General features: G+C 68.0%; 18 protein-coding genes and 1 riboswitch. Of the genes, 13 read left to right on the top strand and 5 right to left on the bottom strand.

The genetic code is table 11. From position 1 onward, the window contains the following. Positions 1–10: 10 nt before the first annotated feature. Both BM144_RS03050 and BM144_RS03055 read right to left on the bottom strand, forming a co-directional pair. Complete coding sequence (locus tag BM144_RS03050; protein ID WP_092949724.1) at positions 11–1,651, bottom strand: peptide chain release factor 3; 1,641 nt, start codon at positions 1,649–1,651, stop codon at positions 11–13. A 194-nt stretch (positions 1,652–1,845) separates the two neighbouring features. After that, positions 1,846–2,877 carry an acyltransferase family protein gene (locus BM144_RS03055; protein WP_092949726.1) on the bottom strand — a complete coding sequence of 344 codons (1,032 nt, stop codon included), beginning with the start codon at positions 2,875–2,877 and terminating at the stop codon, positions 1,846–1,848. Positions 2,878–3,001: 124 nt separating this feature from the next. Further along, positions 3,002–3,083: riboswitch (S-adenosyl-L-homocysteine riboswitch) on the top strand. Between the two features lie 69 nt (positions 3,084–3,152). On the opposite strand from BM144_RS03055, the gene ahcY reads away from it, so the two are divergent. The 5 genes from ahcY to BM144_RS23355 all read left to right on the top strand — a co-directional run bounded on the left by ahcY (position 3,153) and on the right by BM144_RS23355 (position 7,914). Continuing rightward, the gene (ahcY, locus tag BM144_RS03060; RefSeq protein ID WP_092950099.1) at positions 3,153–4,580 is read left to right on the top strand and encodes an adenosylhomocysteinase; all 1,428 of its coding nucleotides are present in this window, start codon (positions 3,153–3,155) and stop codon (positions 4,578–4,580) included. A gap of 123 nt (positions 4,581–4,703) precedes the next feature. Next, on the top strand, positions 4,704–5,705 hold the full coding sequence (locus BM144_RS03065; protein ID WP_092949728.1) for a TlyA family RNA methyltransferase: 1,002 nt from the start codon (positions 4,704–4,706) through the stop codon (positions 5,703–5,705). Then, complete coding sequence (gene metF / locus BM144_RS03070) at positions 5,702–6,550, top strand: methylenetetrahydrofolate reductase [NAD(P)H] (protein ID WP_092949730.1); 849 nt, start codon at positions 5,702–5,704, stop codon at positions 6,548–6,550. The genes BM144_RS03065 and metF overlap by 4 nt, the downstream gene beginning before the upstream one ends. Positions 6,551–6,839: 289 nt before the next feature. Beyond that, entirely contained in the window at positions 6,840–7,289 is a 450-nt protein-coding gene (locus BM144_RS03075) for a hypothetical protein (protein ID WP_245783507.1), read from the top strand. A 142-nt stretch (positions 7,290–7,431) separates the two neighbouring features. Beyond that, positions 7,432–7,914, top strand: a complete 483-nt coding sequence (locus tag BM144_RS23355; RefSeq protein ID WP_245783508.1) for a septal ring lytic transglycosylase RlpA family protein — start codon at positions 7,432–7,434, stop codon at positions 7,912–7,914. 34 nt (positions 7,915–7,948) lie between these two features. Here the strand turns inward: BM144_RS23355 and BM144_RS03085 are convergent, their stop codons facing one another. Next, positions 7,949–8,845: a 23S rRNA (adenine(2030)-N(6))-methyltransferase RlmJ gene (locus BM144_RS03085; RefSeq protein WP_092949732.1), complete on the bottom strand. Its 897-nt coding sequence runs from the start codon at positions 8,843–8,845 to the stop codon at positions 7,949–7,951. Positions 8,846–9,064: 219 nt separating this feature from the next. Between BM144_RS03085 and BM144_RS03090 the strand changes: the two genes are divergently transcribed. The 7 genes from BM144_RS03090 to mdtD all read left to right on the top strand — a co-directional run bounded on the left by BM144_RS03090 (position 9,065) and on the right by mdtD (position 15,242). After that, the gene (locus BM144_RS03090; RefSeq protein WP_092949734.1) at positions 9,065–10,972 is read left to right on the top strand and encodes a serine/threonine protein kinase; all 1,908 of its coding nucleotides are present in this window, start codon (positions 9,065–9,067) and stop codon (positions 10,970–10,972) included. A gap of 162 nt (positions 10,973–11,134) precedes the next feature. Continuing rightward, positions 11,135–11,563 (top strand): 50S ribosomal protein L13, encoded by a 429-nt coding sequence (rplM, locus tag BM144_RS03095; protein WP_092949736.1) that lies wholly within the window; start codon positions 11,135–11,137, stop codon positions 11,561–11,563. Between the two features lie 9 nt (positions 11,564–11,572). Further along, a complete protein-coding gene (gene rpsI / locus BM144_RS03100; RefSeq protein WP_092949738.1) occupies positions 11,573–11,965 on the top strand; it encodes a 30S ribosomal protein S9 in 393 nt (130 codons plus the stop codon). A gap of 122 nt (positions 11,966–12,087) precedes the next feature. Beyond that, on the top strand, positions 12,088–12,798 hold the full coding sequence (locus tag BM144_RS03105; protein WP_092949740.1) for a DUF6776 family protein: 711 nt from the start codon (positions 12,088–12,090) through the stop codon (positions 12,796–12,798). Between the two features lie 93 nt (positions 12,799–12,891). Beyond that, on the top strand, positions 12,892–13,293 hold the full coding sequence (locus tag BM144_RS03110; RefSeq protein ID WP_092949742.1) for a bactofilin family protein: 402 nt from the start codon (positions 12,892–12,894) through the stop codon (positions 13,291–13,293). A gap of 66 nt (positions 13,294–13,359) precedes the next feature. After that, a complete protein-coding gene (gene erpA / locus BM144_RS03115) occupies positions 13,360–13,725 on the top strand; it encodes an iron-sulfur cluster insertion protein ErpA (protein WP_092949744.1) in 366 nt (121 codons plus the stop codon). 65 nt (positions 13,726–13,790) lie between these two features. Further along, positions 13,791–15,242: a multidrug transporter subunit MdtD gene (gene mdtD / locus BM144_RS03120; RefSeq protein WP_092950101.1), complete on the top strand. Its 1,452-nt coding sequence runs from the start codon at positions 13,791–13,793 to the stop codon at positions 15,240–15,242. 34 nt (positions 15,243–15,276) lie between these two features. Here the strand turns inward: mdtD and BM144_RS03125 are convergent, their stop codons facing one another. Together BM144_RS03125 and BM144_RS03130 are read right to left on the bottom strand one after the other, a co-directional pair. Continuing rightward, positions 15,277–16,401 (bottom strand): anhydro-N-acetylmuramic acid kinase, encoded by a 1,125-nt coding sequence (locus tag BM144_RS03125; RefSeq protein ID WP_092949746.1) that lies wholly within the window; start codon positions 16,399–16,401, stop codon positions 15,277–15,279. 175 nt (positions 16,402–16,576) lie between these two features. Next, positions 16,577–17,938 carry a peptidoglycan DD-metalloendopeptidase family protein gene (locus BM144_RS03130; protein ID WP_092950102.1) on the bottom strand — a complete coding sequence of 454 codons (1,362 nt, stop codon included), beginning with the start codon at positions 17,936–17,938 and terminating at the stop codon, positions 16,577–16,579. A 185-nt stretch (positions 17,939–18,123) separates the two neighbouring features. Here BM144_RS03130 and tyrS point away from each other — a divergent pair, with 185 nt between their 5' ends. Beyond that, the gene (gene tyrS / locus BM144_RS03135; protein WP_092949748.1) at positions 18,124–19,356 is read left to right on the top strand and encodes a tyrosine--tRNA ligase; all 1,233 of its coding nucleotides are present in this window, start codon (positions 18,124–18,126) and stop codon (positions 19,354–19,356) included. Positions 19,357–19,369: the final 13 nt, after the last annotated feature.

Raw genomic sequence — 19,369 nt, forward strand, 5'->3', positions numbered from 1 at the left:
GGGGAACCGGTCAGCCCGCGGCCTGCAGTGCCAGGCCCGCGTGCTCGCGCAGCGGGTGGAAGTGGATCTTGGGGAAGCGCTCCTGCGCCAGCCGCACGTCGTAGGGGCTGGTGCACAGGTAGGCCAGCGTGTCGGCCGCGTCGTGCGCCATGCGCAGCGGGTAGGCATCGGTGAACGCGCGCAGCTCGGCGGGGGTGTCGGCCGTGATCCAGCGCGCGCCCGTGTACTGGCAACTCTCCAGCCGCACGTCGCAGTCGTACTCGGCCTTCAGGCGGTGCTGCACCACTTCGAACTGCAGCTGGCCCACGGCGCCCAGCAGCATGTTGCCGCCGGCATCGGGCTTGAAGACCTGGATCGCGCCTTCCTCGCCGAGCTGGGCGAGGCCCTGCTGCAGCTGTTTGGTGCGCAGCGGGTTCTTCAGCACCACGGTCATGAACATCTCGGGCGCGAAGAACGGCAGGCCCGTGAACTGCAGGCTGGCCCCGTCGGTGATGGTGTCGCCCAGCTGCACCCCGCCGTGCGTCGTGAAGCCGATGATGTCGCCCGCATAGGCCTCCTCGACCGCCTCCCGGCGCTGGCTCATGAAGGTGACGACGGAAGTGGGCCGCAGCTCCTTCGCCGTGCGCTGCACCTTGAGCTTCATGCCCGGCGTGTACTTGCCGGAGGCCACGCGCACGAAGGCGATGCGGTCGCGGTGGTTGGCATCCATGTTGGCCTGCACCTTGAACACCACGCCGGCAAAGCCCGCTTCTTCGGGCAGCACCGTCTTCTCGACCGCCTGCCTGTTCACCACCAGGCTGCTGGTGCGCGGGCGCGGCGGGGGCGCGAGGTCCACCAGGGCGTCCAGCACTTCCATCACGCCGAAATTGTTCACGCCGGAGCCGAAGAACACGGGGGTCTGCTTGCCGGCGAGGAAGGCCTCGTGGTCCCAGGCCGGAGAGGCGCCGACGGCCAGCTCCATGCTCTCCAGCGCCTCGTCGAACGTGCTGCCGAAGCGCGCGCGCAGGGCATCGGCGTCGGTGAGCGGAATGGCCTCGAAGTCCTGCGGACGGCGTTCGCTGCCGGATTCGAACACCGTCATGGCATGCGTGCGCAGGTTGATGATGCCGCCGAAGCTCTTGCCCTGGCCCACGGGCCAGGTCATGGGCACGCAGGGCATGCCCAGCTCGCGCTCCACTTCGTCGAGGATGTCCAGCGGCTCGCGCACTTCGCGGTCCATCTTGTTGACGAAGGTGATGATCGGCGTGTCGCGCTGGCGGCAGACCTCGATCAGCCGCCGCGTCTGCGACTCGACCCCGTTGGCCGCATCGATCACCATCAGCGCCGAGTCCACGGCGGTGAGCACGCGGTAGGTGTCTTCGGAGAAGTCCTTGTGGCCGGGCGTGTCGAGCAAATTCACCACATGGTCGCGGTAGGCCATCTGCATCACCGAAGAGGCCACCGAGATGCCGCGCTGCTTTTCGATCTCCATCCAGTCGGAGGTGGCGTGGCGGCTCGCCTTGCGGCCCTTCACCGCGCCCGCGATCTGGATCGCGCCCGAGAACAGCAGCAGCTTTTCGGTGAGCGTGGTCTTGCCCGCGTCGGGGTGGGAGATGATCGCGAAAGTGCGGCGGACCCCGACTTGCGGGGCATAAGGGGTGGCGGTGGCCATGGCGTCTGGGTCCTGTGGGAAAACGTGGCACGTCCGTCGTGGGAGTGCCGGGCCCCGGCGGGTGGCTGGGGCCCCGGGGGCGTGGCCGGGTGGCTGAGACCTGCTCCGCGCCGCGGCAAAACCCGCGATTCTAGAGTGCTGCCGCCGTGCAGGGCTCGAAGGCGGGCCCGGCCGGCGCCGGGATCCCGCGGGTGTCAGGCCGTGCGCAGCGGCCAGGCCGCGCCCGTCCAGCGCTTGAGCCGCAGCGCCGGGGATTCGAAGAGGTGCCACGAAGCCATGCCCGCGGCGAACGCAAGCGCCGTGGTCAGCAGCAGGCTCGGGCCGAACGGCAGGGCCGGCCACAGCGCCACGACCGCCTGGGCGATCGGGAAGCCGTAGAGGTAGATGCCATAGGACGGGTCGCCCACGCGCCGTGCGAGTGGCAGGGGAGCGGTCTCGCGCGAGCCCACGTAGAGCAGCAGCGGCGGCAGCACCAGCAGGCCGGCCGAATGCTCCAGCTCCAGCCCGAAGAACAGCAGCACCCCCACCGGCGCGAGCATGCACAGCAGTTGCGGCGCCCGCGCGAGGAAGGCGTCGCGGTGCAGGGCGATCAGCGCTCCGCAGGTGAAATACGCCGAGTATTCGAACCAGTGCCGCATCTCGCCGGTGAAGTCGGCATTCTGCGCGGCGAGGAAATAGCCGAGATAGGCCAGGCCCGCGAGCGTGGCGGCGAGGCGCGAGCGCAGGATGCCCAGCACGCCGAGGGCGGCGAGCACGGCGTAGCACATCGTCTCCATGGGGATGGTCCAGAGCGGCCCGTTCATCACCTGCGGGTAGGGGTTGGACAGGAACACGCCGGGCAGGTTGACGTATTCCCGATAGAGCAGCAGGTTGCGGTAGTAGTCGAGCGTGCCCGGGTGCGACAGGAACTCCGCGGCCGGCAGCCGGGTGAACACGAGCCCGAACACGAAGATGTTGGTCAGCACGGCCAGCAGCACGCCGGGCCAGATGCGCAGGAGGCGTTTCCACAGGAAGGCGAGCACGCGCGGCTCGCGCAGCCAGCTCAGCGTCACGAGGTAGCCGCTGATCGTGAAGAACGTCATCACGGCCACGCCGCCCACCATGCTGGAGTGGAGCCAGGAGGGCGGCTCCGTGCGCGTGAGGGCGAAGTGGTGGCTGAAAACCACGGCCACCGCCGCGCAGATGCGCAGCGCGTCGAACAGGTTGCGGGGTTGCGTCGGAGACATGGTGCGGGAGGGGCAATGGCCGCGCCGTCCAATGGACCGGCGGACGGGGATCACGGTGCCGTGCGGACGCCGCCGCAAGGCGGGCCGAACTCCGGCCCGGGAAGGGTTGCTTTTATAATCGATGTTTTCCGAGGAGCGTTGCAGCGTCCCCCGCCTGGCGGGACGCGAGGCTCGGAATCATCCCTTTGCAACGACGCTCGCCCACGCTGTCCGGTGCGGTGAGTGTTCCATTCCCCTTCGAACGCGTGGTTTTTGCCCCTTGAATGGAGAAAACCATGAGCGCAGTTCTCAAGACCTCGGCCGATCAGGCCATTGCCGACATTTCCCTGGCCGATTGGGGCCACAAGGAAATCCGCATCGCCGAAACCGAGATGCCCGGCCTGATGGCCATCCGCGAAGAGTTCGCGGCCAGCCAGCCCCTGAAGGGCGCCCGCATCACCGGCTCGCTGCACATGACCATCCAGACGGCCGTGCTGATCGAGACGCTCAAGGCCCTGGGCGCCGACGTGCGCTGGGCCTCGTGCAACATCTTCTCCACGCAGGACCATGCCGCTGCCGCCATCGCGGCGAGCGGCACCCCGGTGTTCGCCATCAAGGGCGAGTCGCTCGAAGACTACTGGGACTACACCCACCGCATCTTCGAATTCGGCGCCAAGGGCACGCCCGGCGAAGGCCCGAACATGATCCTGGACGACGGCGGCGATGCCACGCTGCTGATGCACCTGGGCCAGCGCGCCGAGAAGGACCTGTCCGTGGTGGCCAACCCCACCAGCGAGGAAGAACGCATCCTGTTCGCCGCCATCAAGGCCAAGATCGCCCAGGACGCCACCTGGTACACCCGCAAGTCGGCCGAGATCATCGGCGTGACCGAGGAAACCACCACCGGCGTGCACCGCCTGAACGAGATGTCCGCCAAGGGCACGCTGCTGTTCCGCGCGATCAACGTGAACGACTCGGTCACCAAGAGCAAGTTCGACAACCTGTACGGCTGCCGCGAGTCGCTGGTGGACGGCATCAAGCGCGCCACCGACGTGATGATCGCCGGCAAGGTGGCCCTGGTGGCCGGCTACGGCGACGTGGGCAAGGGCTGCGCCCAGGCGCTGGCCGCCCTGCGCGCCCAGGTCTGGGTGACCGAGATCGACCCCATCAACGCCCTGCAGGCCGCGATGGAAGGCTACAAGGTCGTGACCATGGAATACGCCGCCGACAAGGCCGACATCTTCGTGACCACCACGGGCAACAAGGACGTGATCCGCCACGAGCACATGGTGGCGATGAAGAACGAGGCCATCGTCTGCAACATCGGCCACTTCGACAACGAGATCGATGTCGCGTCGATCGAGAAGTACCAGTGGGAAGAAGTGAAGCCCCAGGTGGACCACGTGATCTTCCCCGACGGCAAGCGCATCACGCTGCTGGCCAAGGGCCGCCTCGTGAACCTGGGCTGCGCCACGGGCCATCCGAGCTTCGTGATGTCCAGCTCGTTCGCGAACCAGACCATCGCCCAGATCGAGCTGTTCACCCGCCAGGATGCCTACCAGGCCGGCAAGGTCTACGTGCTGCCCAAGATCCTCGACGAGAAGGTCGCGCGCCTGCACCTGAAGAAGGTCGGCGCCCAGCTCACCGAACTGACCGATACCCAGGCCGCCTACATCGGCGTCAAGAAGGAAGGGCCGTACAAGCCCGACACCTACCGCTACTGAAGCGCAGCGGCGCCCCTGCCGGCCGCTCCGTGCGGCCCGGCAGGCGTTTGCTATTAAATTGATAGCTGACTCGCCAATGGATCCGGCGGCATGCGGCTTGTTTGACTTGAAAAGGACGGGCGCATGCGCGCGGATGTGTTTTTGGTGGAAAGCGGCCAGGCCGCGACCCGGTCGCAGGCGCAGCGCCTGGTGGCTGCCGGCGTGCAGTGGCGCTTCGCGCCCTCCATGCCCTGGCACAAGGTGTCGAAGAACGGCGACGACATCCCGGAGGGCGCCGAAGTGCAGCTGCTCGACGCGGCCGAGGCGAAATACCTCTCGCGCGGCGGGCTCAAGCTCGAAGGGGCATTGCAGGCCACGGGGCTGTCGGTGGCCGGCTGGCGCTGCCTGGACGTGGGCCAGAGCACCGGCGGCTTCACCGACTGCCTGCTGCAGCAGGGCGCGGCCCAGGTGATCGGCGTGGACGTGGGGCACGGCCAGTTGCACGAGCGCCTGCGCAACGACCCGCGCGTGGTGGGCGTGGAAGGAATCAATGCCCGCTCGCTCACCGCCCACGACCTGCAGGAAGCCTGCGAGGAAGCGCTCTCCGAACGCGTCGAGCGCGACCCCGAGGACAACGACACCCAGCCCATCGCCCCCTATAGCTGGATGCGCAACGGCGGCATGGTCGATGACGAATACGACGACAGCGACGACGCCAAGGAGCACGAGGTGGAGGCCTTCAAGGCCGAGCGCGATGCCAGGGCGCGTGCGCGTGCCGATGGCGCCCTGCCCACCGTGCGCCGCCGCAGGCCGGGGCGGGAGAACGTGGAAGTGACGCCCGTCTTCGACTTCATCACCGGCGACGTGTCCTTCATCTCGCTCACGCTGATCCTGCCGGCCGTGGTGCCGCTGCTGGCGGCCGGCGGCGCGCTGTTGATGCTCGTCAAGCCGCAGTTCGAACTGCAGCCCGGACAGGTGGGCAAGGGCGGCATCGTGCGCGACCCCGCGCTCTACGCCCAGGTGGAGCAGCGCCTGCGCGAGAGCTGCGCTGCGCTGGGACTCGACGTGCTCGGCTGGCACGGCAGCGCCATCGAGGGCGGCGACGGCAACCGCGAATTCTTCATCCACGCACGGAGGACGGCATGAGCCTTTCCGCAGGGTCGCCGGCCTTTCCGGTCAGTTTCGAATTCTTCCCGCCCAAGACCCTTGAGGGCGCGGACAAGCTGCGCGCCGTGCGCCAGCAGCTCTACGTGCGCAAGCCCGAGTTCTGCTCGGTCACCTACGGCGCAGGCGGCTCCACCCAGGAGGGCACCTTCGGAACCGTGCGCGAGATCCTGGAGGAGGGTGTGCAGGCCGCATCGCACTTCTCGTGCATCGGCGCCACGCGCGAAAGCGTGCGCACGCAGCTCGCGCAGCTCAAGGCCATGGGCGTGTCGCGCCTGGTGGCCCTGCGCGGCGATCTGCCGAGCGGCTACGGCGCGGGCGGCGAGTTCCAGTACGCGAGCGATCTCGTCGCCTTCATCCGCGCCGAGACGGGCGATGATTTCCACATCGAGGTCGCGGCCTACCCGGAAGTCCATCCCCAGGCCCGATCCCCGGAAGCCGACCTGCAGGCCTTTGCCGCCAAGGTGCGGGCGGGCGCGCATTCGGCCATCACCCAGTATTTCTTCAACGCCGACGCCTATTGGCGCTTCGTGGACGACGTGCGCGCCTTGGGCCTGGACGTGCCCGTGGTGCCGGGGATCATGCCGATCCTCGGGTCCACGCAGCTCATGCGTTTCTCGGACGCGTGCGGCGCGGAGATTCCGCGTTGGATCCGCCTGCGGCTGCAGGGCTTCGGCGACGATTCCGCCAGCATCCGTGCCTTCGGGCTCGACGTGGTGAGCGCGCTTTGCGAGCGGCTGCGCGCGGGCGGCGTTCCCGCGCTGCACTTCTACACCATGAACCAGAGCGCGGCGACGCTGGAACTCTGCCGCCGGCTGGGCCTGTGAACGCGGCGGCAACGGCGACCGGCGAGGGCGGCGGGAAGGCGGCAGGGCGGCGCGGCCGGCTCGGCCGTGCTTTGGGTAACATGGCGCCTCCTTAGCGTGACCGCTCCATGATTCCCGCTCTTGCTCCTCTGCTGGTGGCCGCCGTGCTGTGCGCCACGCTTTCACCTTTTGCCAGTGCCCAGGCCCGGTACAGCTGCCGTGACAGCGCGGGCAACGTCTTCTCGCTCTCCCGGCCCTGCCCCGCAGGCACGGTCACCACCGCGGTCATGGCCGGCCCCGTGGCGGCCCCGTGGCGGCCCCGCCCGCGCCGTCCCCGCGGTACGAACCCGCGCCGGTGCGGACCGCCGTGCCCGACGGGCCGGACTACCGCAAGTACATGAGTGCCCAGTGCCGGTCGCTGCACGACACGCTCCGCACGGGCCCCTCCCGCGGCCTGCCGTACGACGTGCTGACCGGCATGCGCCGCGAATACGAACGCGACTGCCGCGAGGATGAAAGCGAGGCCTCGATGCGGCTTTCCCGCGAACAGCGCGAGGCCCGCCAATTGCGCCGCGACGAGATCCGGCAGGCCGAGGTGGCCGAGCAGGTCGCGCGCGCGGACACCGTCCGCCGTGCGGAGCAGTGCGCCGAGTCGCGCCGCATCCTGGCGGCCAAGCGTGCCCGCACCGATCTCACCGAAGGTGAAAAAAAGGATTTGACGCGTTTTGAAGAGGCTTTTGCATCGCGCTGCCAGCGCTGAACCGCTGCGGCATCGCGCCGGGTTGGGGGCTTTCGTGCTGTGCGCCATGCTCACGGCCTGCGCTGTCGCGCCCACGCCCGTCCCCGAGTCCGTGCCGCCATCCGCTCCGGCGCAACCGGAGGCTGCCGGGGAAGGCCGGGCCGTGAAGCCCGCGCCCCGCTCGCCGCGCCCTGCGGCACCGCGCGCCGTGCCCGGCAAAGAGCAGGACGGCACGCCCCCTGAGCGGGAGTTGCCGCCGAGGGAGCGGGCGCCTGCGGACGAGCGGCCCGGCGCCGCTCGCGATCCGGAAGGCGATCTGTCCGACTTCGGTGAAGAAGGCATGGCCTCCTGGTACGGCGCGCGCTTCCATAGCCGGCGCACGGCGAGCGGCGAACGTTTCGACATGAACGATTTCACCGCCGCCCACCGCACGCTGCCCTTCGGCACCCGTGTGTGCGTGCGCAGCCTGGTCACGGGGCGCTCGGTGCAGGTGCGCATCAACGACCGCGGCCCGCATTCCCCCGGCCGCATCGTGGACCTCAGCCGGGCCGCGGCCCAGTCGCTGGGCCTGCTGGGGCTGGGCATCAAGCCCGTGGTGCTGAGCCCGGCGCCCTCCGACCCGGACGAGCCCTGCCCGGGCTCGTGAGCCTGCGGGGCTGCGGCCCCGCTGCCGTTCCCGCTCAGCCGCCGGATTCGAGGGTGTGGGTGGCGTGCTCGTCCTGCGCCAGCAGTTCCGCCATCTGCGGCAGAGCCGGCTGCAGGGCGGCTTTCAGGGTAAAGGGTGGGTTGACCAGGAACATCCCGCTGGCCGGCAGCCCGGGACGCCGCTGCGTACCGTCCGCACCGGCCGTCATCTTGCTGGACTTCACCGTCAGGGTGGCGTGCAGCCAGGGCTTGCCGGCGCGTACCGCCAGGGTCTTCAGGCGCTTGGGCAGATCGTGGGCTTCCGGCCGCGGAATGATGGGGTACCACACGGCATAGGTGCCCGTGGCGAAGCGCCGCAGGGCCTCCGCCAGCATGTCCTGCACGCGCCCGTAGTCGCTCTTGATCTCATAGCTCGGATCGCACAGCACGAGACCGCGCCGTGAGGGCGGAGGCAGGAACTTGCGGATGCCCTCGAAACCGTCTTCGTGCAGCACCGCCACCTGCCGCCCGGCTTCGAGCTGGGCCACATTGCCCGCCAGCGAGCGCAGGTCCGTCGGGTGCAGTTCGAACAGCTTCAGCTTGTCGTGGCCGCGCAGCAGCCGCTGCGCGATGAACGGCGAGCCCGGATAGACCTTGGAGGCGCTGCCGGTGTTGAACTCCTTCACCAGGTCCACATAGGCCTGCAGCGCAGGGGCCAGAACGGTGCCCTGCGGCAGGGCAGAGGCCGCAAGGCGCAGGATGCCCTCGGCCGCTTCGCCGCTGGTGGCGGCATAGTCCCCGTCCAGACGGAAGAGGCCCGCGCCGGCATGGGTATCCAGCACGGTCAGTGCTGCGTCTTTCTGCGTCAGGTGTTGCAGGGTGGCGATCAATACCGTGTGCTTGAGCACATCGGCATGGTTGCCCGCATGGAAGGCGTGGCGATAGCTGAACATAAGCCCCGATGGTAACCAGCCCGCCGGGCGTCCCGGGTGGCGAAAACCGGACGAAGAACGCAGATTGCCGGGCGCTTTGCGCTCGCCGGGATGCGCTTTGTTGCCCGTCCGGGGTCCGGTTGCTGCATGATGGCGGCCATTCGTGCGCTCCGAAACCCGCGGCGCGCGGTGGCGCCGCCTCGCCGCGCTGCCCGGTTTCCTGATTTTCTGCCGCTGCCTATGTCCGCTCCATCCCTTGTCACCGAACCTCCGGGCGATGTCCACCACGTGGATGCCTTGTCGGCCGGGGCACGCCTGGGCGAATTCGAGGTGGTGTCGCTGCTCGGTGTCGGGGGCTTCGGCATGGTCTACAAGGCCTTCGACCATTCGCTGCTGCGGTTCGTGGCCATCAAGGAATACATGCCCACGGCGCTCGCGGCCCGGGCGCAGGGGCAGTCGCTCTGGGTGCGTTCGTCCTCCCACGAGCAGTCGTTCCAGGCCGGGCTGGCCTCCTTCGTGGCCGAAGCGCGGCTGCTGGCGCAGTTCGACCACCCGTCCCTGGTGAAGGTCTTCCGGTTCTGGGAGGCCAACCAGACCGCCTACATGGTCATGCCGCTCTACACGGGCATGACCCTCAAGCAGGCACGCGCCCACATGCGGACGCCACCGCCCGAAGCCTGGCTGCGCAAGGTGCTGTGGTCCGTGCTGGGCGCCCTGCGCGTGCTGCACGACGGGCAGACGCTGCACCGCGACATCTCGCCGGACAACATCTTTCTGCAGGACACGGGGCCGCCCGTGCTGCTCGACCTCGGCGCCGCACGGCATGCGATCACCGACCATTCGCACCGGCTCACGGCGGTGCTCAAGGTCAATTACGCCCCCATCGAGCAGTACAACGACGAAGGCAACGACCTGCGGCAGGGGCCCTGGAGCGATCTGTATTCCGTGGGAGCGGTGATGCACGGCTGCCTGTGCAACGACACCCCGCTGCCGGCCACGCTGCGCGCCATCCGCGACCGGATGGTCCCTTTTTCGCGCGTCGCGAAGACGGTGCGCCGGCAGTTCGGTGTCGATTACTCCGCTCCGTTCGTCGCCGGGATCTCGCAGGCGCTCGCCCTGCAGCCGGAAGAGCGGCCACAGAGCATCGACGAATTCCTGCGCGCCATCGACATGACCGTGCCGCCCGAAGGCATGGAACAGTTCGATTTCCGCGCCGAGCTGGGCGATATCTGGGTCGAGCCGGCGGATCGCCGCGGGGCAGGCGTCGCCGTGCCGATGATCGACATCACGTCGGTGCCCGCGCCGATGTCCGGTGTGTCGATACCGGCGCCCATGGCGGCCGTCCTGTCCACTCCCGCGCCTGCGGCGACCGTGGTGGCTAGGCGGAGCGCAGAACCCCCTGCGGCACCCGTTCATGCCCAGGACACGGGGGGCGACACGGTATTTCTCGACAGTGCGGTGGATGCGGGAGACTCGGTGTTCGAGCCCACGGTGGTGCACGGAGCGCACCGCCCGGCAGCCAGCGAGGCGCCCGAAGGCGGCCCCCGCCAACGCGCCCCCGGCAAATGGCCTCGCGCATGGTTCGCCGCCGCGGCCCTGGCCCTCCTTGCCGTGGTGGCAGGCGCCGCCGTGTGGATGCAGCAACCCGAGGCGAAGCCGGTGGCTGCACCGCGTACGCCCGAAGAGGAAATCATCGTCGAGACGGCCGAACCGGCGCCTGCAGCCGGGGCGCCGTCCGATGCGGCATCCGGCGCTGCGGTGGCCGTGGTGGACGATGCACTGCCCGCAGGCGCGGCACCCGCCGCATCGTCGCCGGTGTCGGCGCCGCCCGGGCTTGCCCTGGCCGCAGCCTCGGCCCCACGCGCCCGTCCGCCGGCCCGCAAAGCCTCGGAGCCCGGAGTGGCGGCTGCGGCTGCGCCGTCCGCGCCAGCAGCCCCGGCGGAGTCGGCTGCGCCCGTGGCCGCCGCGCGCCCTGCGCCCCGTGTGGCGGGCCCCGACGAGGCCTGCGCGGATGCGGGCTTCCTGGCAAAACCCATGTGCATCCACCAGGAATGCCAGCGGCCTGCCGTGGCGAATCACCCCCTGTGCGTCGAGAACCGCCGCCGCCTGGAGGCTGAGGAGCGCCGCAGGCTCATGCTGTCGCAATGAGCCTGCTTGCCTCCTGGTGAGACGGTTTCGTATAATGGCGGGCTTCGCAGCGAATACCAGGTCCCGCGGCGAGGTTTCACAGCCACCTAAGAGGCTTCCACCCAGAGAAGCACCGACCGTGGAAAAGGACCGCCAAACCCTCTCCCTCGAAAAGAGAAACTCATGACTACGTTCAGCGCAAAGCCCGCTGAGGTCGTGCACGAGTGGTTTGTGATTGACGCGACCGACAAGGTCCTCGGACGAGTAGCCAGCGAAGTTGCTCTCCGTCTGCGCGGCAAACACAAGGCCATTTACACGCCTCACGTCGATACCGGCGATTTCATCGTCATCATCAACGCCTCCAAGCTCAAGGTCACCGGCACCAAGTCCCTGGACAAGGTGTACTACCGCCATTCCGGCTATCCCGGTGGCATCACGGCGACGAACTTCCGCGATCTGCAGGCCAAGCACCCCGGCCGCGCACTCGAGAAGGCCGTCAAGGGCATGCTGCCCAAGGGCCCCCTGGGCTACGCCATGATCAAGAAGCTCAAGGTCTACGGCGGCGCGGAACACCCGCACACCGCTCAGCAGCCCAAGGCGCTGGAAATCTAAGGAGCCGACATGATTGGTGAATGGAACAATGGCACCGGCCGTCGCAAGTCCAGCGTCGCTCGTGTGTTTCTGAAGAAGGGCTCCGGCAAGATCACTGTGAATGGCAAAGACATTCAGCAGTATTTCGGCCGCGAGACGTCCATCATGATCGCCAAGCAGCCGCTCGCGCTGACCAACCATGTCGAAACGTTCGACATCCAGGTCAACGTGCACGGCGGCGGTGAGTCCGGCCAGGCCGGCGCTACCCGCCACGGCATCACCCGCGCTCTGATCGACTACGACGCATCCCTGAAGCCCGCACTGAGCCAAGCCGGCTTCGTGACCCGCGATGCCCGTGAAGTCGAGCGTAAGAAGGTCGGTCTGCATTCCGCACGCCGCGCCAAGCAGTTCTCGAAGCGCTGATCTTCGTTGCCCTGCAACCGGCCGCACAGCACTCCGCATGGATGCTGTCGGCTACGAAAAACCGCCGTCACGGCGGTTTTTTGCTTTGCGCGAACCGTTGTCCCTGAAGGAGAGGTATCGACATGCGACTCAAACTGCTTCGGCGCCGGCTGACGGTCAGTGCGGCGCGGGTTTCGGTCCGCAGTGCCATGCCCTGGCCCTTGCGGTGGATGGCTCTGGCGGCCTTCATCGGACTGTGCGCTGCCGTCGCTCTGTGGGTCTTCGAGTTCGGCAAGAGCATCGCGGGGCTGGATGCGCGCTCGCGCGACGAATTGGTCCAGTTGAGGCGGGAGGTGATCCGGCTGCGCGAGGAAACGCGGGTCCGCCACGATGCGACCAGCGCTGAAGGCTCCCTGCTGACAGCCGAACGGGCGGCACTGGAGCGGGTGATGGCACGCACCCGCCAGTTGGAAGCCGACAACCGGACGCTGCGCGATGACCTCGGATTCTTCGAGAAGCTGATTCCTGCAGGCAAGGCGGATGGCATCAGCATCCGCGGACTGCAGGTCGAGGCCATCGGCGCGGGCCAGCTGCGCTGGCAGATCCTGGTGATACAGCCGGTGCGCAATGCTCCCGAATTCAAGGGCCGGATGGAACTGCAGGCCGAGGGAACCCGGGACGGCAAGCCGTGGACACAGCCGTTGCCGGGTGGCAGCCAGGCCCTGCAGTTCGAACACTACCGGCGGGTGGAGGGGCTGTCGGAGATTCCTGCCAATGCCGTGGTAAAAACCGTGACCGCCCGGGTCCTGGAGGGCAACGCGGTGCGCGCCACCCACCATTTCCCTATGCAGTGAGCCGCATACCCTGCATGCCGGCCCGTCGGCGCCGGACCCCTCGCGTGGGAGCGCGGACAGGGCGGGCCGGTATCCAACCAGGAGATTTCAGCCATGTTTTCCCGCAAGAAGCAGCCCCCCATCAAAAGCCTCATCGCCCATGGCACCCGCATCAATGGCGAGGTGGTGTTTGCCGAAGGACTGCGCATCGATGGCGAGGTCGCGGGGGATGTCCGCGCCCAGAGCGGGGAGCAGCCCACGATCCTCGTGGTGTCGGAGTCGGCGCGCGTGGAAGGTGCGGTGCATGCCGCCCACGTGATCATCAACGGCACGGTCATCGGCCCGGTGCATGCGGCGGAACTGCTCGAACTGCAGCCCAAGGCGCGGATTACGGGCAACGTGCATTACAAGGCCCTGGAAATGCACCAGGGCGCCACCATCGCCGGGCAGATGAGCCCGTCGTCCGTTCTGGTCGAGGAAAAGCCCACACTCAAATTGGCGTCAAACGCCGGCTGACCGGTCACGAAAACGACCTTGCAGTAGTATCGGAGGCCATTTCCTCCCCCACCGGAGACATCCCCCATGAGTGCAGTAGCCGATAACGTCCAGACCGAAATGCCCGCCCCCATTGTCTTCACCGACAGTGCCGCCGCCAAGGTGGCGGACCTCATCGCCGAGGAAGGCAATCCCGATCTGAAGCTGCGTGTCTTCGTGCAGGGCGGCGGTTGCTCCGGCTTCCAGTATGGCTTCACGTTCGACGAGATCACGAACGAAGACGACACGACCATGACCAAGAACGGCGTGTCGCTGCTCATCGATGCCATGAGCTACCAGTACCTGGTGGGCGCCGAGATCGACTACAAGGAAGACCTCCAGGGCGCGCAGTTCGTCATCAAGAACCCCAATGCAACTACCACCTGTGGTTGTGGATCGAGCTTCTCGGCCTGATCCGTGCCGAGGTAATCCAAGCCGCCCGAGGGCGGCTTTTTTGTTCGCGGATGAGGGTCATGTCCATGTCGCCCAGTGCCCATACCGAATTGCCCGTGCCACCGCCTGTCCAGGCCCCGGAGCGCCGCATCCTGCTCTGGATCGTGGCCGTGGGTTTTTTCATGCAGACCCTGGATGCGACCATCGTCAACACGGCCTTGCCGGCCATGGCCGCCAGCCTCGGTGAAAGCCCGCTGCGCATGCAGTCGGTGATCGTTGCCTATTCGCTCACGATGGCCATGCTGATTCCTGCGTCGGGCTGGCTGGCGGACCGCTTCGGCACGCGCAAGGTGTTCCTGTTCGCCATCGCGGTGTTCTCGCTGGGTTCGCTGGCGTGCGCGGCATCGCGGCACCTTGGAGAACTGGTGGCGGCGCGGGTGCTGCAGGGGTTGGGCGGTGCGCTGCTGCTTCCCGTGGGGCGGCTCGCGGTGCTGCGCACCTTTCCGCGCGGCGAATTCTTGGAAGCCATGAGCTTCGTCGCCATTCCCGGGTTGATCGGCCCGTTGCTCGGGCCGACGCTCGGCGGCTGGCTGGTGCAGAGCGCTTCGTGGCATTGGGTGTTCCTCATCAACCTGCCGGTGGGGGTGGCCGGTTTCCTGGCCACCGCGCGGTTCATGCCCAATGTGCGGGCGCCGAAGGTCGATGGTTTCGATCTGGCCGGGTATGTGCTGTTGGCTTTCGGCATGGTGTCGATCTCGCTCTCGATCGAGGCGGCCGGGGTGGTGGGGCGCGGCGGGGCCGCGGCGCTGGGCGTCGGCGGGCTCGTGGCGCTGGTGGTGTATTGGCTGCATGCCGCCCGGCACGAGCGGCCGCTGTACTCCCCGCAGCTATTCAGGGTGCGCACGCTGTCGGTGGGACTGCTCGGCAATCTGTTCTGCCGGCTGGGCAGTGGTGCCATGCCGTTCCTGATCCCCGTGTCGCTGCAACTGTTGCTGGGGTATTCGCCCCTGCATGCCGGCCTGATGATGCTGCCTGCGGCCCTGGCAGGCATGGCCATGAAGCGTGCGGCGGCCCCGCTGATCCGGCGTCATGGCTACCGCAATGTGCTGGTCGGCAACACCGCCGTACTGGGGCTGTTGATGGCGAGTTTCGCTCTGCGCGATCCTGCCTGGCCACTGGCCTGGCAGGTTCTCCAACTGGCTGCCTTCGGCGCCGTGAACTCGCTGCAGTTCACTGGCATGAACACCATCACGCTCAAGGACCTGGATGGGGCCAGTGCCAGCAGCGGCAACGGCCTGCTGTCGATGGTGCAGATGCTGGCCATGAGCCTGGGTGTGGCGGTGGCTGGCGCGGTGCTGTCGGAGTGGAGTCAGGCGTACGGTGGCGCGCAGGTGCCGGGCGCGGTGTTGCATGCGTTCCAGTCCACCTTCCTGACGGTGGGTTTCATCACCGTGGCTTCGGCGGCGGTGTTCTGGCAGTTGCCGCAGGAGGCCCGCGTGCCGCCGCGGGAAGGGCCCGAGGTGTCCGGCCAGGGCTAGTGGTCGCTGGTGTTGTGCCCGCGCCGTGGCGGAGTCAGGCAGGGTAGATCGCGCCAAGGATCCGGGGGCCGGCGGCGCCCGTTACCTGGGGCAGATTGCCGGGCTGGTGCCCCAGGGCGCGGTGGGCGAGCCAGGCGAATGCAGTGGCCTCGACCTGTTGGGACGGCAACCCCAGCGCGTCGGTCGCCTGCACCTGCACGGCGGGCAACAGGGCCGCCAGACGGCGCATCAGGTGCCCGTTGCGTGCTCCGCCCCCGCAGACCGCCAGCTGCCCGGTGGCACGGCCATGGCGTTCGACGTCGAGCGCGCACGCGCGCGCGGTCAACTCGGTGAGGGTGGCTTGCACGTCCACCGGCGCCGCGGCAGGCAACGCCTGCAGATGGCGGTGGAGCCATTCGGCGTGGAACAGGTCCCGGCCCGTGCTCTTGGGGGGGGATTGGTGCAGGTAGGGCTCTGCCAGCAAACGGTCCAGCAGCGCGGGAATGACCCGACCCTGTGCCGCCCAGGCGCCGTCGGCATCGTAGGGCTGGCCGGTGTGGCGCTCGCACCAGTGGTCCATCAGCGCGTTGCCCGGCCCGCAGTCGAAACCCAGCACGCCGCCATCCGCGCCCAGCACGCTGAGGTTGGCGATGCCGCCGATGTTCAGCACGCACGTCGTGGTCCCGGCGCGTCCGAAAACGGCCTGGTGGAAAGCCGGAACCAGCGGCGCTCCCTGGCCGCCAGCCGCCACGTCACGGCTTCGGAAATCGGCCACCACGGAGATGCCCGTGCGCTCGGCGAGCAGGGCAGGACTGTTGAGCTGGATCGTGTAGCCCGTTCCGTCGTAGAGGCGCGGCCGGTGCCGCACGGTCTGCCCGTGTGCGCCGATGGCGCGGATGTCGGCAGGGGCAAGGCCGGCGGCTTGGAGCAACCGCTGAACGACGTCGGTGTACGTGCGCGCCAGGGCGTTGGCGGCCAGCGCGGCGCGGTGCAGCTCATCGGAACCGGCGGTGTTGAGCGCAAGCAACTCGGCTTTGAGATCCGCAGCAAATGGCGCGGACTGGAATCCGGCCACGCGCAACTCCGTGCCCGAAAACTCCACCAGCGCGCCATCCACCCCATCGAGCGAGGTGCCTGACATGAGGCCGATGCAGCGTTCGGTGGCTACGGAAGAGGTCAAAACTGGAACCCGAAAAAAAGGGTGGCGGGGCCGCCAAACCCGCACGCTGCCTCAAGGTGGCGCGGCCCGGGCCGGCAGGTGCCGCTGAACCCGGTCCTGCCGGGCGGTGGCGCCGCCCCTTACCGACAAAGCTGAAAGAAGGGGGGCGGCGCGTACAGCGCCCAGTCGGAGGCGCTTACTGCGCGCTGGCCTGGAGCACCTGCGACGCCGCGGACAGCTGCACGCGCATGTTGGATGCCAGCCGGGTGAAGGCGGCGCGCGAAGCGGCGGAGACCGGCTGCGCGGCTTCGCTCTGCTGCGCAATGGTCATCGGGTCCTGGTGCTGTCCGTTCACACGGAATTCGAAGTGCAGATGCGGGCCCGTTGCCCAGCCCGTGGCGCCCACGGCCCCGATCGTCTGGCCCTGGTCTACCGACTGGCCTTGCCGGACGTCGATGCGGCTCAGGTGGGCATATACGGTCACGTGCTGGTTGCGGTGCTTGATGTAGACCACGTTGCCATAACCGTTCTGCACGCCGGCGAAATCGACCGTGCCATCGCCGACGGTGCGCACGGCCGTCCCGGTCGGCGCCGCGAAATCGGTGCCAAGGTGGGCGCGCCACTTCTGCAGGATCGGGTGGAAGCGCATCTTGAAGCCGCTGGTGACGCGCGAGAACTCCACGGGCGAGGTGAGGTAGGCGCGGCGCATGCTTTCGCCTTCGAGGGTGTAGTAAGCCCCCTTGGCAGCTCCCGGTTCCTGGAACCAGACGGCGTCGTACGTCTTGCCGTTGTTGTGGAACTCCGCACTCACCACGCGTCCGCTGCGCAGCGGTTCGCCATCGGCCTCAAGGGTTTCGTACACCACCGAAAAGCGGTCGTCCTTGCGCAGGGCCCGGTGGAAATCGATGTTGCTCGCGAACACTTCGGCCAGCTGGATGGCCACGCCGTCCGGAATGCTGGAGGCGTCGGTGGCGGCGAAGAGGGAACTGCGGATGACGCCGCCGGCCAGCCGGGTGCCCACGGTCAACGGGGCCGTTTCGATGCGCGATGCGAAGGCGTTGCCCTGGCGCTCGACCACGAGGCGGCGGAAATTGCCGCTGTCGTCCTGCACCCAGCGTGCGGTGAGCTTCAGCAGGCGATGGTCATCGGTGGTCTCCGCGGAGACCGAGCGGCCGCCGCGGCCCAGCAGCGTCTGCCGGACCTGCCCGTCGCCGCGCAGGAACGCGGCGGCTTCAGGGTCGGCCACGCCCAGGCGTTGCAGGATGGCCTCGGCCGTGTCGCTGCTGCGGGTCTGGTCGGTGCGGTAGAGCGAATAGCTGGGGATGTCCACCAGTGCGGACAACGGCTGGTCGCCCGCGAGCGAATCCACCGGGTACTCGACAAGGCTGCGCGGCAGGTCGCCCGGATCGGGGGCGAAGGACGCCACGGCGAAAGCGCCACCGCCGCCGGTCAGCAGGACGGCGGCCACGGCTGCGGTGATGCGTTTGGGATGGTTCCGGGCAATGCGCGATAGCCGGTCCAGCAAAGCGAGGCCGGCGGATGTCAAGCCGTTGTTCAAGAGTCTGTACCCCAGGGTGAGGTGCATGCGGGCCATGGGCGGCATGCACGGGCTGTCTGTGGGTTGCAGCGGCACGGGAGGGGCGGGCCGGAGAGCCGGGGCCGGCAGGCGCACTAGAATCCGCCGCTGCAAACGTGGCCGGAAGTATAGCCACTGACCCCCTCGCCGAACCCTGCAAAACCCTTATGAATCAATCCGCTGTTACAACATTCCCGATCACCGATGGTGTAGGACAGGCGCTGGAGGTTTCGTTGCGCGGGGCTGACGAACTGCTGCCCCGGGAGGAGTGGACGAAGAAGCTGGCGAAGGCCGAGGCCACGGGGGTTCCGCTGCGCATCAAGCTGGGGCTCGACCCGACCGCGCCGGACATCCACATCGGCCACACGGTGGTGCTCAACAAGATGCGGCAGCTCCAGGATCTGGGGCACCAGGTGATCTTTCTCATCGGAGACTTCACCACGCTCATCGGCGATCCGTCAGGGCGCAATTCCACCCGTCCGCCGCTCACCCCCGAGCAGATCAAGGCCAACGCCGAAACCTATTACCGCCAGGCCAGCATGGTGCTGGACCCCGCGAAGACCGAGATCCGCTACAACAGCGAATGGAGCGAGCCGCTCGGTGCGGCCGGCATGATCCAGCTCGCGGCCAAGTACACCGTGGCGCGCATGATGGAGCGCGACGATTTCCACAAGCGGTTCACGGGCGGGCAGTCGATCAGCCTGCACGAATTCCTCTACCCGCTCCTGCAGGGGTACGACTCGGTCGCGCTCAAGAGCGACCTGGAACTCGGCGGCACCGACCAGAAATTCAATCTGCTGATGGGGCGCCACCTGCAGCAGGAATACGGACAGGAGCCGCAGTGCATCCTGACCATGCCGCTGCTCGTGGGCCTGGACGGCGTGGACAAGATGTCCAAGTCGAAGGGCAACTACATCGGCATCACCGAAGACGCCAATACGATGTTCGCCAAGGTGCTGTCGATCTCCGACACGCTGATGTGGGATTGGTACACGCTGCTGTCCTTCAAGTCGCTGGCCGAGATTGCCGCGCTCCGGAAGGAAGTCGAGGGCGGACGCAATCCCAAGGATGCGAAGGTGATGCTCGCGAAGGAAATCACCACCCGGTTCCACAGCGCCGCGGCGGCGGAGGCGGCCGAGGCCGACTTCGTGAACCGCAGCAAGGGCGGTGTGCCGGACGAGATTCCCGAGGTCGCGCTGCAGGGTGCTCCCCTGGGAATCGGTGCGCTGCTGAAGCAGGCCAACCTCGCACCGTCCACGAGCGAGGCGAACCGCCTCATCGATGGCGGCGGTGTGCGGGTGGACGGCAGCGTGGTGAGCGACCGGGGGCTCAAGCTGGAAGCCGGCACCTACGTGGTCCAGGTCGGCAGGCGCAAGTTCGCCCGCGTGGCTTTGGGCTGAACGGCTTGCGGCG

This window comes from Paracidovorax konjaci, from assembly GCF_900112675.1.
Classification (GTDB): Bacteria; Pseudomonadota; Gammaproteobacteria; order Burkholderiales; family Burkholderiaceae_C; genus Paracidovorax; species Paracidovorax konjaci.

Coding starts and splice junctions, on each gene's coding strand:
- BM144_RS03050 (WP_092949724.1), bottom strand. CDS start 1,651: ATGGCCACCGCCACCCCTTATGCCCCGCAAGTCGGGGTCCGCCGCACT.
- BM144_RS03055 (WP_092949726.1), bottom strand. CDS start 2,877: ATGTCTCCGACGCAACCCCGCAACCTGTTCGACGCGCTGCGCATCTGC.
- ahcY (WP_092950099.1), top strand. CDS start 3,153: ATGAGCGCAGTTCTCAAGACCTCGGCCGATCAGGCCATTGCCGACATT.
- BM144_RS03065 (WP_092949728.1), top strand. CDS start 4,704: ATGCGCGCGGATGTGTTTTTGGTGGAAAGCGGCCAGGCCGCGACCCGG.
- metF (WP_092949730.1), top strand. CDS start 5,702: ATGAGCCTTTCCGCAGGGTCGCCGGCCTTTCCGGTCAGTTTCGAATTC.
- BM144_RS03085 (WP_092949732.1), bottom strand. CDS start 8,845: ATGTTCAGCTATCGCCACGCCTTCCATGCGGGCAACCATGCCGATGTG.
- BM144_RS03090 (WP_092949734.1), top strand. CDS start 9,065: ATGTCCGCTCCATCCCTTGTCACCGAACCTCCGGGCGATGTCCACCAC.
- rplM (WP_092949736.1), top strand. CDS start 11,135: ATGACTACGTTCAGCGCAAAGCCCGCTGAGGTCGTGCACGAGTGGTTT.
- rpsI (WP_092949738.1), top strand. CDS start 11,573: ATGATTGGTGAATGGAACAATGGCACCGGCCGTCGCAAGTCCAGCGTC.
- BM144_RS03105 (WP_092949740.1), top strand. CDS start 12,088: ATGCGACTCAAACTGCTTCGGCGCCGGCTGACGGTCAGTGCGGCGCGG.
- BM144_RS03110 (WP_092949742.1), top strand. CDS start 12,892: ATGTTTTCCCGCAAGAAGCAGCCCCCCATCAAAAGCCTCATCGCCCAT.
- erpA (WP_092949744.1), top strand. CDS start 13,360: ATGAGTGCAGTAGCCGATAACGTCCAGACCGAAATGCCCGCCCCCATT.
- mdtD (WP_092950101.1), top strand. CDS start 13,791: ATGTCGCCCAGTGCCCATACCGAATTGCCCGTGCCACCGCCTGTCCAG.
- tyrS (WP_092949748.1), top strand. CDS start 18,124: ATGAATCAATCCGCTGTTACAACATTCCCGATCACCGATGGTGTAGGA.